The 14422-nt window shown below is 64.0% G+C and carries 15 protein-coding genes; 7 read left to right on the top strand and 8 right to left on the bottom strand.

Going from position 1 to position 14422, the window contains the following annotated elements; translation table 11 throughout:
• Nucleotides 1–6: 6 nt before the first annotated feature.
• Together G3O01_RS05885 and G3O01_RS05880 are read right to left on the bottom strand one after the other, a co-directional pair.
• Nucleotides 7–330, bottom strand: a complete 324-nt coding sequence (locus G3O01_RS05885; protein ID WP_205803579.1) for an AzlD domain-containing protein — start codon at nt 328–330, stop codon at nt 7–9.
• A complete protein-coding gene (locus G3O01_RS05880; protein ID WP_205803578.1) occupies nt 327–1073 on the bottom strand; it encodes an AzlC family ABC transporter permease in 747 nt (248 codons plus the stop codon). Before G3O01_RS05880 ends, G3O01_RS05885 begins: the two co-directional genes overlap by 4 nt.
• Before the next feature lie 305 nt (nt 1074–1378).
• Between G3O01_RS05880 and G3O01_RS05875 the strand changes: the two genes are divergently transcribed.
• From G3O01_RS05875 to G3O01_RS05850, 6 genes are all read left to right on the top strand, one after another.
• Complete coding sequence (locus tag G3O01_RS05875) at nt 1379–2302, top strand: branched-chain amino acid transaminase (protein ID WP_205803577.1); 924 nt, start codon at nt 1379–1381, stop codon at nt 2300–2302.
• Between the two features lie 67 nt (nt 2303–2369).
• On the top strand, nt 2370–2564 hold the full coding sequence (locus G3O01_RS05870; protein WP_205803576.1) for a zinc-finger domain-containing protein: 195 nt from the start codon (nt 2370–2372) through the stop codon (nt 2562–2564).
• A gap of 187 nt (nt 2565–2751) precedes the next feature.
• Nucleotides 2752–3777 (top strand): lipopolysaccharide heptosyltransferase II, encoded by a 1026-nt coding sequence (gene waaF, locus G3O01_RS05865; RefSeq protein WP_205803575.1) that lies wholly within the window; start codon nt 2752–2754, stop codon nt 3775–3777.
• 174 nt (nt 3778–3951) lie between these two features.
• Nucleotides 3952–4398: a nuclear transport factor 2 family protein gene (locus G3O01_RS05860; RefSeq protein WP_205803574.1), complete on the top strand. Its 447-nt coding sequence runs from the start codon at nt 3952–3954 to the stop codon at nt 4396–4398.
• A gap of 78 nt (nt 4399–4476) precedes the next feature.
• Nucleotides 4477–5574, top strand: coding sequence for a hydrolase (locus G3O01_RS05855; protein WP_205803573.1), 1098 nt, complete (start codon nt 4477–4479; stop codon nt 5572–5574).
• On the top strand, nt 5567–6151 hold the full coding sequence (locus G3O01_RS05850) for a DUF2946 family protein (RefSeq protein WP_205803572.1): 585 nt from the start codon (nt 5567–5569) through the stop codon (nt 6149–6151). Before G3O01_RS05855 ends, G3O01_RS05850 begins: the two co-directional genes overlap by 8 nt.
• Nucleotides 6152–6159: 8 nt before the next feature.
• Here the strand turns inward: G3O01_RS05850 and G3O01_RS05845 are convergent, their stop codons facing one another.
• Nucleotides 6160–7848, bottom strand: coding sequence for a M48 family metalloprotease (locus G3O01_RS05845; protein WP_205803571.1), 1689 nt, complete (start codon nt 7846–7848; stop codon nt 6160–6162).
• A 246-nt stretch (nt 7849–8094) separates the two neighbouring features.
• Between G3O01_RS05845 and moaC the strand changes: the two genes are divergently transcribed.
• Nucleotides 8095–8571 carry a cyclic pyranopterin monophosphate synthase MoaC gene (gene moaC, locus G3O01_RS05840; protein ID WP_205803570.1) on the top strand — a complete coding sequence of 159 codons (477 nt, stop codon included), beginning with the start codon at nt 8095–8097 and terminating at the stop codon, nt 8569–8571.
• Nucleotides 8572–8621: 50 nt separating this feature from the next.
• Here moaC and G3O01_RS05835 read toward each other — a convergent pair whose 3' ends face one another.
• From G3O01_RS05835 to sucC, 5 genes are all read right to left on the bottom strand, one after another.
• Entirely contained in the window at nt 8622–10412 is a 1791-nt protein-coding gene (locus G3O01_RS05835; RefSeq protein WP_205803569.1) for a Wzy polymerase domain-containing protein, read from the bottom strand.
• Nucleotides 10413–10587: 175 nt separating this feature from the next.
• Nucleotides 10588–11205: a pilin gene (locus G3O01_RS05830; RefSeq protein WP_205803568.1), complete on the bottom strand. Its 618-nt coding sequence runs from the start codon at nt 11203–11205 to the stop codon at nt 10588–10590.
• A gap of 138 nt (nt 11206–11343) precedes the next feature.
• Nucleotides 11344–12066 (bottom strand): TerC family protein, encoded by a 723-nt coding sequence (locus G3O01_RS05825; RefSeq protein ID WP_205803567.1) that lies wholly within the window; start codon nt 12064–12066, stop codon nt 11344–11346.
• 160 nt (nt 12067–12226) lie between these two features.
• Nucleotides 12227–13108 (bottom strand): succinate--CoA ligase subunit alpha, encoded by an 882-nt coding sequence (gene sucD, locus G3O01_RS05820; protein WP_205803566.1) that lies wholly within the window; start codon nt 13106–13108, stop codon nt 12227–12229.
• Nucleotides 13109–13222: 114 nt separating this feature from the next.
• On the bottom strand, nt 13223–14392 hold the full coding sequence (sucC, locus tag G3O01_RS05815) for an ADP-forming succinate--CoA ligase subunit beta (RefSeq protein WP_205803565.1): 1170 nt from the start codon (nt 14390–14392) through the stop codon (nt 13223–13225).
• Nucleotides 14393–14422: the final 30 nt, after the last annotated feature.

Raw genomic sequence — 14422 nt, 5'->3', positions numbered from 1 at the left:
TGCGCCTCAGAAAATCAGCCGCAGCGCGGTGAACACCAGCATTCCGACGACGATCGTGCCGAGCATCGTGCGCCGCCAAAGGAACCACGCGAGGCCCGCGAGCGTGCCGTACAACTCGTGATTCGACAGTGCAATCGACACACCAGTGTCCGTCACCAGCACGTCCGGCACGACCACAGCCGCGAGCGCTGCGGCGGGCGCATAGCGCAGCATCCGTTGCGCGCGCTCCGGCAGCACCGTGCGCTCACCCCCGATCAGAAACAGTGCGCGTGTCAGCGCTGTGACAAACGTCATGCCGAGGATCGCGAGCCAGATCTGCAAGGTGCTCATCGCGGGTTCTCCGTGCGGTTGCGGATGCGGCGCAGGTCTGCCCGCTCGACCATCGCGTCGGCGGCCGTGCCCGCGATGATCGCCGAGATGACCGCGAGCGGCAGCGCCAACCGGTACGGCAGATCGAACGCGATCAGCGCGACGATGCCCGCGACGCTCACGGCCGCCAGGGTGGAGCGCGACGAGATCGCCGACACCATCACCGGGATCAGCGCGAGCGTGCCGGCAAGCGAGAGGCCCCAGTTATCGGGGAAAAGGCTGGCGAGCAGGATGCCGATGATCGACGAGACCTGCCACGACAGCCAGCTCGAAACGGCCATGCCCCAGAAATACGCTTCCTTGCCCGGCACGTAACCGGGCTGGAAACCCTTCTTCTGGAACAGCAGATAGATGACGTCGCCGTTGAAATAGCCAACCAGCAGGCGCCGGTGCAACGGCAGATAGGAAAAGTGCGGCGCGAGGCCCACGCTGAAGATCACAAAGCGCGTGTTGACCATCGCAGCCGTGAGCAGGATGGTCCAGACGGGCAGCTTGGCGAGCATCAGCGGCAGCACGGCCAGTTGCGACGAGCCCGCGTAGACCAGCAGCGACATCGCGAGCGATTGCGGCACGGTCATCACCGACTTGCTCATCGCAATGCCCGTTACGAGCCCCCAGGAGAAGATCGCCATCAGGGTTGGCGAGTAGGCGCGCGCGCCATCACGGAAGGCACGGCGGTCGAGATCGGACAAGCGAGCGGGCATGAGGCGAATGCAGCGCGGCGCGACAAACGCCACGATGACAGGAGATCAGCGCCAGAAACGTGAAAGAGCCGCTGGCGCATCCGGTTAGTTTTCAGCGACCGCCGGATTATAGCGTCCGGGGTGCCCGCGAATGCCCGTTGCTTGTGCAAAAGAAGCTAAAATAGCGCTTTTCGCCGCGTGGCCCGCGCGCATCTGTCGTGGTCGCGCCACGCTTCGAATACCCAAAACCGGCACCCTGGTCGTACGTCACAAGCCGACGTCACGATCAGACGTCACACTCGAACCCGCACTGCCTGGAGAACCGTATGTCAATGGCCGACCGCGACGGCAAGATCTGGATGGATGGCAAGCTCATCGATTGGCGCGACGCCAAGATCCACGTCCTCACCCATACGCTGCACTACGGCATGGGCGTCTTCGAAGGCGTACGCGCCTACAAGACGGCTGACGGCGGCACGGCGATCTTCCGTCTCCAGGAGCACACCAAGCGCCTCTTGAACTCGGCCAAGATCTTCCAGATGGACGTTCCGTTCGACCACGAAACGCTGGCCGCCGCGCAGCGCGAAGTCGTGCGCGAGAACAAGCTGGAGTCGTGCTACCTGCGCCCGATCATCTGGGTCGGCTCGGAAAAGCTGGGCGTGTCGGCCAAGGGCAATACCATCCACGTTGCCATCGCGGCATGGCCGTGGGGCGCGTATCTCGGTGAAGACGGCATCAAGAAGGGCATCCGCGTGAAGACGTCGTCGTTCACGCGCCATCACGTGAATGTCTCCATGGTCCGCGCGAAGGCGTCGGGCTGGTACGTCAACTCGATCCTCGCGAACCAGGAAGCCACCGCCGACGGCTACGACGAAGCGCTGCTGCTCGACGTGGACGGCTACGTGTCGGAAGGCTCGGGCGAAAACTTCTTCCTCGTGAACAACGGCAAGCTGTACACGCCTGACCTGTCGTCGTGCCTCGACGGCATCACGCGTGACACGGTCATCACGCTGGCGAAGGACGCGGGCATCGAAGTGATCGAAAAGCGCATCACGCGCGACGAAGTCTATACGGCCGACGAAGCCTTCTTCACGGGCACGGCCGCCGAAGTCACGCCTATCCGCGAACTCGACAACCGCACGATCGGCTCGGGCACGCGCGGCCCGATCACGGAGAAGCTGCAGTCGGGCTTCTTCGACATCGTGAATGGCAAGAGCGCGAAGTACGCGCACTGGCTGACGAAGATCTGATTCCAGCGGGCGCGTCGCGGCAAGAAGCCGGACGCGCCCGCTTTCTGTACACAACGAGAAAGTCCCTATGAGCGAAATCAAGGAAATGCCGCTGGTCGAATTGACGGCGAAAGACCTTCCTGCGTATTGCCCGAACCCGTCGATGCCGCGCTGGAGCAACCATCCGCGCGTCTTTATCGACGTGACGCATGGCGAAGCGCGCTGCCCGTATTGCAGCACGCGCTACAAGCTGCGCGACGGCGAAGTGATCAAGGGTCACTGAAACCTGAGTCGCTTTGTCTGCCGCACGGGCTGCGGCGCCGCGTGTCGTCCCATGGGGCGAATGGGGAGCTGAATTTCCCGCCGCGCGTGCCGATATAGCCTGAGCTGCAGTCCCTGTTCCTGACAACTCCGGCACCGCGCGCCTCGAGCGCGCGGCGCCTTATTTTCGACATCGGAAACTCACCCTGATGCGTCGCGCGTTGGTTATCGCACCGAACTGGATCGGTGACGCATTGATGGCGCAGCCCCTGTTTGCGCGCCTCGTGAAATTGCATCCGCGTATCGCGATCGATGCCGTCGCGCCCAGCTGGGTCGCGCCCGTGCTCGAACGGATGCCCGAGATCCGCGATGTCTACGCCACGGACCTCGCGCACGGCAAGCTGCAGATGCTGCGCCGCTGGCAACTGGCGAGCGATCTGCGCGACGTCGGTTATGACGCCGCCTATGTGCTGCCCAATTCGCTGAAGTCCGCGCTGATTCCGTGGATGGCAAGCATTCCGCTGCGCATCGGCTATACGGGCGAAAGCCGTTACGGTCTGCTCAACGTGCGGCACGCGAATCCGCGCAAGGACGAGCGTCCGCCGATGGTCGGCCACTACGCCGCGCTCGCCTACGCGCCCGGCGCGAAGGTGCCCGACGATCTGCCCGTGCCGCGGCTCGACGCCGATCTGAACGAGGCGTCGCGCGTGTCGGCGCGCTTCAATCTGGACACGCGCGTGCCGCTGCTGGTGTTCTGCCCCGGCGCCGAGTACGGCCCGGCCAAGCGCTGGCCGCCCGAGCACTTCGCAGCGCTTGCGCAGATGGTCGGCCAGTCGTTCCCGTACACGAAGATCGTCGCGCTCGGTTCGCCGAAAGACGCACCCATCGCCCAGGCCATCGCCGACCGCGCGCCGAACGTGCGCAACCTGTGCGGTCAGACGGCGCTGGGCGAAGCCTGCGCGCTGATCTCGCGGGCAAGCGCCGTCGTCACGAACGATTCCGGCCTGATGCACGTCGCGGCTGCGCTGCGCCGGCCGCTCGTCGCCGTGTACGGATCGACCGATCCGCGCCACACACCGCCCTTGTCGGACCTCGCAAAGGTACAATGGCTGCATCTCGAGTGCAGTCCGTGCTTTCAGCGCGAATGTCCGTTGGGCCATCTGAACTGCCTGCGGCAACTGAGCGCCGAACAGGTGTTCGACGATCTGCGCGGTATGTTGCTCGCGCAACGCTGAGCGTTTCAGCCCGTCGGACCACGCTGCGCAATCGGTCGAGCTTCGCGCGGGGCATTGTCCCGCGCACATTCGCGCGTCATGTTCGCGTCTTGCGACGCGGGCATGCTGGCGGATGGCCTGCTGCACACCACTGACCCGCAACCGCGCGCCTGGCGCGCAAGAGACTGACGAGCCATGCCACGTTTTGCCCACATCTTCGAAGCCGCTGCGGACACGTTGAACGCTTATTACCAGGCGGTCGCGGAGGTCAATATCGACAGTTTGATGGGCTTGTGGATCGACGAGGAATTCGTCAGCTGTATCTGCGCCGATGGTTCGCATCTGCACGGCCTCGACGCGATCCGCGCGGGGCTGACTCTCCAGCTCGAAGCGCAGCCCGTCTCGATCGAGCCGCTCGACATCCGTGTTTACGACAGTCTCGGCACCGTCGTCTATGCGATTGCCGAAGCGCATCGGCCGGCTGACCCGGCTGCGATCCCGTCGATGGTCTTCACGACCTATGTGATGGTCCACGAACGTGGCGAATGGAAGATCGCGCATATCCACGCGAGTGCGATGCCGAACGAAACCGCCTCGCAGTTTGCTGCCAAAATGAGACATGGTCAGGGTGCGCTGCACTGAAGCGCCTCGCGAGACCAGCTTGACGGAAGTCCCGGCGCGGGCAACGGCCAGAGGCTTCGACTGAATACCGGTGTTGGCATGAGCACGACCCACGACAATAAAGCTTCTTCCAGACCGGCCCTCGATGCAGCGGCGGCTGTCGAGGCTGCTGTGGGCGCGTCGGCGGGTGCGTCGCTCCAGGCGACCGTCGACATGCTGTACCGCGCTCCCCTCTGGCTTCCAAATAGCCACGTCCAGACCATCGTTCCCGCATTGTTCGGCCGCCGCCCGGTGGTGGCTTACCGGCGCGAACGCTGGAACACGCCCGACGGCGATTTCATCGATCTCGACTGGCTCGTGCCCGGTCCGCTCGCAGCCGCGCCGCGCATCGCCGCCAATGCTCCGCTCTTTGTGCTGTTTCACGGACTCGAAGGCAGTTCGGACTCGCACTACGCGCGTACGCTGATGGCGGCGGCGCATCTGCGTGGCTGGCACGGCGTCGTACCGCACTTTCGCAGTTGCAGCGGGCCGATGAACCTGCTGCCGCGTTTCTACCATCTCGCCGACAGCAACGAAGTCGACTGGGTGCTGCGGCGCCTGCGCGAGCAGCACGCGGGGCCGATCGTGGCGGCGGGCGTGTCGCTGGGCGGCAACGTGTTGCTGCGCTGGCTCGGCGAGCGCCGTGAGGACGCATCGATCATCTCTGCAGCGGCGGCCATCTCCGCGCCGCTCGACGTGCACGCGGGCGGCCGCGCGCTGTCGCAGGGCTTCGGGATGATCTATACGCGCAGCTTCCTGAAGACGCTGAAACTCAAAGCGCAGCAAAAGCTCGCGCAGTATCCCGGCCTGTTCGATATCGACGACGTACTCGCCTGCCGCACGATGCACGAGTTCGACGACGTCGTGACCGCGCCGCTGCACGGCTTTCGCAACGCCGACGACTACTGGACGCGCTCGACCACCCGCCCACTGCTGCCCGAGATCACCGTGCCGACACTCGTGCTTAACGCGCGCAACGACCCGTTCCTGCCAGGCGCGGTGCTGCCGTCGCGCGGCGAGGTATCATCGATGGTGGAACTCGATCAACCGGAGCATGGCGGACACGTCGGCTTCATGACGGGCCCTTTCCCCGGCCGGATCGACTGGCTGTCTCGCCGGATCTTCGGCTACCTCGACCCGTTCACGCAACATGGATGACATCGTCAAGCAGGCACTGGCCAAATGGCCGAACGTGCCGCATTGCACCGGCTGGCTGATGCTGGACCGGCGCGGCAACTGGCGCATGCGCGACGAAGCGGCGCAAGCCGCCGGCGCGCCTGGCGAGCCGATTCGCCATACCGCCCTGCTCGGCTTCATCAACCGCAACTACGAAGCCGATGCTGAAGGGCAATGGTTCTTTCAGAACGGCCCGCAGCGCGTATATGTCGAGCTTGGCTACACGCCATTCATCGTGCGGCTGGGCGTGGATGGCGCGAGCGGCAAGCTCACGCTGACCGATCAGGGCGGCGTAGCGTTCGATCCCGCCGCCGTCTGGCTCGACGACGAAGGCGGCATTCTCTTCACCGATCGCTCGACTCCTGCGCGCATCGCCGTGCTGCACGATCACGATCTCGATCTGTTCTCCGAACATGCGGATCTGGCGAATGACGGCCAAAGCGGCCAGTTTCGCTGGCGGGACGACGTGAGTCTGAAGCTCGAACCTGTGCGCAAGTCCGAGGTTGAAAAGCGCTTCGGGTTCGTGGCAAGCCCTGCTGCGCGCGTCGCAACGTCTTGAGCTGATCGCTAGCTGCTGTTCTTCTCGTCCTCGCGCTCTTCCTTGTAGCGCGCTTCGAATTCGTGCAGGCGCGCGTCGATCGTCGCGAGATCGTAGTAGCCAACCGACTTGATGTCGCGTGCTTCCTTCAGTTGCCGGATCGCCGACGGCCACGCCCCTTCCAGCGCGAACTTCTCCGCGAGCGCGCGATGTTGCGTCAGCGCGTCGCCCGTGCCGACGCTCGCCTGCGCCAGATAGCGCCACCAGACAGGCTGCTGCGGATCGACGCGCGTTTCGTGCAGCGCCTGCGCCTGCGCTTCGCCGAAGCGGCGTGCGGTGAGCAGCGTCTGCAGACGCATGTCGATGGCCGCGTGCGATTGCGGCCAGCGCTTCTGTGCAATTTCCGCGAGACGCACGGCTTCGTCGTTGCGGCCGGCACGCCGCGCGATATCGACTGCGAGCACGTCGAGGCTCGGCGAACTACGCGGCGCGGCGCCTTCGGCGCGCTCGTTGGCGTCGAAGGCGTCACGCGCTTTCGTCAGTGACGCCGCCGCGTCGTCGTACCGTTCGAGCAGCATCTGCGCGTAGGCGATGCCGTACCAGTTGCCCGCCACGTTCAGCGCGGTCCGGTCTTCGATTTCGGAGCGCATCCGCGAAATGTCGTCGGCGTATTCGCTGCGCGACCGGTCCTGAAGCACGCGCGCCCGCGCGCGCACAAACGCGTATTCGGACGACTGGCGCGGCTGCCGGTAAGGCGAGCGTCGCGCGCGGTCGGCCATATCGGCGATACGCTCGCCCGTCAGCGGGTGAGTGCGCGCGTAAGCGGGCGCGCCCGCGTCGCTCATCGACGCGCGGTCGAGCCGCTCGAAGAACGACACCATCCCGTACGGATCGTAGCCCGCGCCCGCCAGCATCTGAAAGCCGACGCGGTCGGCTTCGTGCTCGGCCGCGCGCGAGAAGCGCAACTGGTTGTCGACGGCGTATGCCTGCCCGCCAATGGCGATCGCGCTGCCCAGATCGCCGCTATGCGCGAGCACGCCGGCCAGCACGCCAAGCAGCATGCCCGCGAGAGCCGCGTAGCCACTGTGCTCGCCCGCCGTGATCATCCGCGCGATGTGCCGCTGCAGCACGTGGCCCATTTCGTGGCCGACGACGGACGCCAGTTCCGATTCCGTCTGCGTCGCGACGATCAGCCCCGTATTCACGCCGATGAAGCCGCCCGGAAGCGAGAACGCGTTGATCTGCTGGTCGCGCATCGTGAACAGATCGAAGTCCGGACGATAGCCGCCGATGAACTGCGCGCTCGCGGCGGCCGAGAGCTTTTCGGAGATCGAATTCAGATAGTCGCGCACGAGCCAGTCGTCGATATAGTCAGGATCGCTGCGGACTTCGCGCATCACGCGCTCGCCCAGCTTGCGCTCGGCTTGCGGCGTGAGCGAGCCGCCCGAGCCGTCGCCGAGATCGGGCAACTGTTGCGTGGACATCGGCGCGTGCAGGCTGGCGTTGCCGCCGGGATTGCCCGAGAAGCGCGTCGCCGCGCCGCCGTACATGCCGAACACGCCCTGCGCGATGTCGGGCGGCACGGTCGTTGCACCATAGGTGTCGAGCGGGCCTGTGACGAGCGGCAGTTCCGACATGTTCGACGGCTGCGCGATGATCGCGGGCGGGACGGCGAGCGTGACGGACAACACTGCAGCAAGAAACCGTTTCAGACGCATTGCGGACGATGGGCGAAGATCGAAGGCGGCGTAAGGCGCCGGAAGGAACCGGACTTGTTTTTCGATTGTACCGGCTGCTGTGGGCGCGTCGACCTGCGATATACGCCTGGACGGCAGGTGGCCTGTAGCCGGGCGCGCAGGAGCGTTGTGCGTTATCGTGATTCTTCGCTCTGGCGCACGCCATGGCGCCCGACTGCCCCGCAGCGCTCACGCTGCTATGATAGGCGCCCTCTCCAGGAGCCAACCATGACCGAACTCACACATTTCGATGCAGCCGGCCAGGCGCATATGGTCGACGTCGGCGGCAAGGCGGAAACGAAGCGCATCGCAGTCGCGCGCGGCACGATCCGCATGCTGCCCGCGACCTTCGAGTTGATCCGCAAAGGGGAAGCGAAGAAAGGCGACGTGATCGGCATCGCGCGCATTGCGGCGATCCAGGGCGCGAAGCGCACCGCCGATCTGATTCCGTTGTGTCATCCGCTCGCGCTCACGCGCGTCGCGGTGGAGTTCGAACTCGACGAATCGGGACCTGCCGTGCATTGCCGGGTCCAGGTCGAGACGCTGGGCAGAACGGGGGTCGAGATGGAAGCGCTGACGGCCGTGCAGGTCGGACTGCTGACGGTGTACGACATGTGCAAGGCCGTCGATCGCGGAATGACCATCACCGATGTGCGGGTGGTCGAAAAGCATGGCGGGAAGTCGGGGGATTGGGTGGCGGAGTGAGATAGGCGGCGCATTCGACGCGCCGCTTGCATTACCTCGACGCCAACGCATCAATCGTCGTCGTCACCCTCTTCGTCATCGTTGTTGATGTCCTTCGGCGGCGTGCCGTATTTCTTCATCAGCTCCGCCTTGAACGCACCGAGCGTCTTCTGCTGGTCGCACAAATCGTACAGATACGAGAGCTGCGACGGCCAGTCGTGCAATTCTTCCGCAAAGATCTTCAGCCGCTCGACAGTATCGTACGCGCCGTTCATGTCGCCGCTCAGCGCCTGCAACACTGCATAACGTCGCAGCACCGTTTCGCCCGGCAGCAGCGCCATTGCCTGACGATGCATCGCGAGCTTGTGCGGCAAGTCCTGCGCGTTCATCGGCAGAAGCGTTGCCATTCCATACTCGCCCCACGCGCCGAACAGGAACGACGGATCTTCGCGGTACTGATCGAACGGACGCGAGCCGTAATACAGCACCTCCGCGCGCGCGTAGTCACGATAAACGGGATACAACGCCGCCAGTCCACCGAACACTATCACCAGGAACGCACCAAACGACAGACGGCCGGGAATCAGGCGCAACGGCTTCGTATCGAGCAGGCCGATCACGAACATCGCGGGCAGCAGGAAGAACATGTACTGCTGCGGATACTCGACGAGCGCATGCATCACGAGCACACCGATCAGCGCGAGACCAAACACGCGCGCAGCCGTATGCGGCGCGCGCACGACACGCACGAACCAGGCAGCAAGGCCGAGCAGCACGATGCCCAGGCCGATCAGGCCCGTCTTCGCGAGCAGATCGATGAAGATGTCGTGCGAATTGTTGGCAATCTCGACGCCGCCGAGCGACTTCGCAAGATCGAACTGATAGCGCGGAAACTCGCCCCAGCCCACGCCCAGCAACGGGTGCGTGCGGAACATTGTCCAGCCGTACTTCCACAGGGCGAGACGCGGCGCGATCTGGCCTGCGTCCTTCATGCGCTCCGCGGCGGACTGCGCGAGATCGAGGTGAAAGTGCACGTTGGCCCAGCGGATCGCCGCATTCACCGCGAAGAACAGCACCGCGAGCACGACGGGAATCAGCCACTCGCGATTGCTGCGGCGGCGCGACACATTACGACGTTGCTCGGCGAACGCCATCCAGAAGCCTGCAACGACGATCACGCCCATCTGCAGCCACGGGCCGCGCGACACCGTCAACGCAAGGCCGCCCGAAAAAATCGCCGACACGAGCAGCCAGATGAACACATTGATGCGCCGCGTCTGCACGAGATACAACGCACCCGCCGTCGCGAACGCGATATACGTGGCGAGGTGATTGGCCTGCGCCATGTTGCCGAATGGCCGGCGCTCGGTCAGCACACTGTAGGAAACCACTAGCGGCGTCACTTTCACTTCGAGGTGAAAGAGCTGGATCGTCTGGCAAAACACCGCAAACAGGCCGCCGACGATCAGCGCGAACGCGACCACCGTGAACGCGTTTTCCGTCAGGTTCGCGCGGCTGAAACCGTAGCCGGCGTGCACGGCCATGAACGCAGCGAGCAGAAAGCCCGCGCCGAGCCAGTTCATCGACGGTTGCGCGACGGGCAGCACGATCGACTGCGCGATCAGCACGAGCCCGAAGCACAGTGGCACTAATGCGACGACCGGCGACGCGAATACGACGCGTGGCCGTGCCGACCAGACCAGCAATGCCACACCTGCGCCCAGCAGCAGATAGAGCGACAGCGCCGTGAACTCGGCATAGAAGGTCGGAATCGGATACGTGTGGTTGACGACTGCATACGGCAGAATCAACGCACAAGCCAATAAGAACAGTGAAAGATAACGGGCGAAAGGGTTGGGCATGAGTAACCGGGGACGTCAGCAACCGGCGCACTATACAAAAAAATCCTTGCGCTGTGCGCCGCCCGAACGGAAATAACCCGGAATCTCGCCGCGGCATGGAAACTTTTGCCGCGGCGTTCGATGCGGGTTCCGCTTCTACCGGACTCACGCCTGCCTCATGTAGTCGATCCGCCGGTTAGCTGCGGCACTCGGGCGGTGCGAGATTCGACGGCAATGTCGGCGCATCGGCGGGCAACGGACCCGCGCCCGGCGCCGGCAGCGACGATGCAGCCTTGCCGCCCGCGAAACATTCCCATGTAATGGTGCCCTTCTGCACTGCGCCCTTCGCCAGCGCGACGCGCGCCGTCGGCGTGTCGGCGCTGTCGGGCGAGGACGGCACGAAGACGATTGTGTTCGAACCGTCGTCGGCTACGCGCGTTGTGAACGCGACCGTGATCTGGCCAGTGTCGTCGTCGATATGGATGGACTGGACGTTGCGGGTGGCGGGCGGTGACGCGTAGCCGCTGCCGAACGCATTGCCGCTGCCGGCGTTCTCGCCGACAGTCAGCTGCGCGGCCGACGCCAGCGACAGCCCCTCGCCAACGCGGCTGCGCGCGAGATAGTCCTGATACGCAGGGATCGCATATGCAGCGATCACGCCGACGATGGCCAGCACGATCATCAGCTCGATCAGTGTGAAGCCCCACCATCGCCGCACGCGGGTGAGCGGGACAGTCCATGTGCGCGGCGCGCGGGCGCGCAGCCAGGGCGCAAAGAACGTGTACAACGAAGCAACGGCAACATTAGCGATCATCGGCGAACTCCTCAAAACGAAAGCGCCTGCCCCGGGAATCAGGACAGGCGCTTCGATCGTAGCGAGCCGCTAACCGCGCCGGCAGCCGGCCGAATGGCTAATGGTGCACGCCGGAATGCATCGGTAAAGTGAATCTCGTCAATGCGTTCCCGGCGTGTGTCCGGCAATCCGGTTCGCGTTGCGCCGCTTCAACGCGTAACCGAGCAGCACGACGAACAGCGCGCAGGCGATGCTCATGCCGTATTCGGCAACAGGCGTATCCAGGATCGGCCAACGGTCGCCCGCCGGGTCGTTGACGATGAGACCGCCCGCAATCCAGCCGAGCAACGCGCCGCCCAGCGTGATGACGATCGGGAAACGGTCGAGCAGCTTCAGCACGAGCTGGCTGCCCCACACGATCAGCGGAATGCTGACGATCAGCCCGAACACGACGAGGGCGATGCGGTGGTGCGGCTCGGCGGCTTCGGCGGCGCCTGCAATCGCGATCACGTTGTCGAGGCTCATCACGGCGTCGGCGACGATGATCGTCTTGACGGCTGCAAGCAGCTTGTCGGCGGGTTTGACATTCGCATGCGCGTCGGGCGCCGGCGCCAGCAGGCGCACGCCGATCCACAGCAGCAGCAGGCCGCCCGCGAACTTGAGCAGCGGCACGTCGAGCAGCACGACAGCGAACGCGATCAGCGCGACACGGAGCACGATCGCGCCGAGCGTGCCCCATAGCACGCCCTTCGTGCGTTGCTCGGGCGGCAGGTTGCGGCAGGCGAGCGCGATCACGACAGCGTTGTCGCCACCCAGCAGGATGTCGATGACGATGATCTGGAAGACGGCGCCCCAATGGAGCGTGGTGAGGAATTCGAGCATGGAAAGCAGGATAGAAGGTAGCGAAAGCAAACGGCAACAAAAAAGCGAGGGAGCAATGGCTCGCTCCCTCGCTTCATCTTGCGTCTTACGAAAGGACTTCGTAAGCGTATCAAAAAACGTCAACGGCAGCCGACGTTTCTCGAGCCTATCGCAATACTTCTTACAGCATCGCCTTCAGAAGACGCGCCATTTCCGACGGGTTCTTCGTGACCTTGATACCGCAGGCATCCATGATTTCCAGCTTGGCATCAGCCGTATCCGCACCGCCCGAGATCAGCGCGCCGGCGTGGCCCATGCGCTTGCCCGGAGGCGCCGTAACGCCAGCGATGAAGCCAACCACCGGCTTCTTCATGTTGTCCTTGATCCAGTGCGCAGCGTTCGCTTCGTCCGGACCGCCGATTTCGCCGATCATGATCACGGCGTCCGTATCCGGATCGTCGTTGAACATCTTCATGACGTCGATGTGCTTCAGACCGTTGATCGGGTCGCCGCCGATACCGACTGCCGACGACTGGCCGAGGCCGATCGCCGTCAGCTGGCCGACTGCTTCATACGTCAGCGTGCCCGAACGCGACACCACGCCGATGCGGCCCTTGCGGTGGATGTGACCCGGCATGATGCCGATCTTCAGTTCGTCCGGCGTGATCGTGCCCGGGCAGTTCGGTCCGAGGAGCAGCGTCTTGCGGCCTTCGCGGCGCATACGGTCCTTGACTTCGATCATGTCGCGAACGGGGATGCCTTCCGTGATACAGATCGCGAGATCGAGATCGGCTTCGACGGCTTCCCAGATTGCAGCAGCGGCGCCTGCGGGCGGCACGTAGATGACCGAGACGGTCGCGCCCGTTTCTTCCTTGGCTTCCTTCACGCTAGCGTAGATAGGAATGCCTTCGAAGTCTTCGCCAGCCTTCTTCGGGTTCACGCCCGCGACGAATGCTTCGCGGCCGTTTGCGTATTCACGGCATGCGCGCGTGTGGAACTGACCGGTCTTGCCGGTGATGCCCTGCGTGATGACCTTGGTGTCTTTGTTGATCAGAATCGACATGTATTGACCTCTGTTCGTTTGGTGGCGCGCTCAACGCGTCCCGCGCGGCAAATAGCGTTTGCCCGCGACGCTCGCGCGCCGCCATTCGTAATCCGGTGATATGCGCCGGGGCGATCAGGCCTTGCCTGCGGCAGCCGCGACGACCTTCTGCGCAGCTTCTTCCATGCTGTCTGCCGAGATGATCGGCAGGCCGGAATCGGCCAGCATCTTCTTGCCGAGGTCTTCGTTCGTGCCCTTCATGCGCACGACGAGCGGCACTTGCAGATCGACCGCCTTCGAAGCTGCGATCACGCCTTCCGCGATCACGTCACAACGCATGATGCCGCCGAAGATGTTGACGAGAATCGCCGTCAGGTTCGGGTTCTTCAGCATCAGCTTGAACGCTTCCGTGACCTTCTCGGTCGTCGCACCACCGCCGACGTCCAGGAAGTTCGCCGGCTCGCCGCCGAACAGCTTGATCGTGTCCATCGTCGCCATCGCCAGACCGGCGCCGTTCACCAGACAGCCAATGTTGCCGTCGAGCGAGATGTACGCGAGGTCGAACTTCGACGCTTCGACTTCAGCCGGATCTTCTTCGTCCAGATCGCGGTACGCGACGATTTCCGGATGACGGAACAGTGCGTTCGAATCGAAGTTGAACTTGGCGTCCAGTGCGATGACCTTGCCGTCGCCCGTCAGGATCAGCGGGTTGATTTCGGCCAGCGATGCGTCCGTTTCCCAGAATGCCTTGTACAGGCCTTGCAGGATCGCGCGCGCTTGCGGCAGCGAAGCAGCGGGAACGCCGATCTTCGTTGCGAGCTCGTCGGCTTCGGCGTCTTTCAGACCGGTCGACGGGTCGACAGCGATCTTGTGGATCAGCTCGGGCGTCTTTTCCGCGACTTCTTCGACGTCCATGCCGCCTTCGCTCGACGCCATCACGACGATCTTCTGCGAAACGCGATCGATCACGAGACCGACATACAGTTCCTTCTTGATGTCAGCGCCTTCTTCGATCAGCAGGCGATTCACCTTCTGGCCTTCCGGGCCAGTCTGGTGCGTGACGAGCTGCATGCCGAGGATCTGGTTCGAGTATTCACGAACCTGTTCCAGCGACTTCGCGACCTTCACGCCGCCACCCTTACCACGGCCACCCGCGTGGATCTGAGCCTTGACGACCCAAACCGGGCCGCCGAGCTCTTCAGCGGCCTTGACCGCATCATCCACCGAGAAGACCGGCTTGCCGCGCGGTACCGCGACTCCGAATTTCCGCAGGATTTCCTTACCCTGGTACTCGTGAATCTTCATGCGTGATTCCCTTCAGTCTGAGAGTTGGAT

The organism is Burkholderia sp. Ac-20365, from assembly GCF_017104715.1.
Taxonomy (GTDB): Bacteria; Pseudomonadota; Gammaproteobacteria; order Burkholderiales; family Burkholderiaceae; genus Paraburkholderia.
Note: the sequence above shows the minus strand (reverse complement) of the source record. Positions and strands in the feature narration are given on the sequence as shown.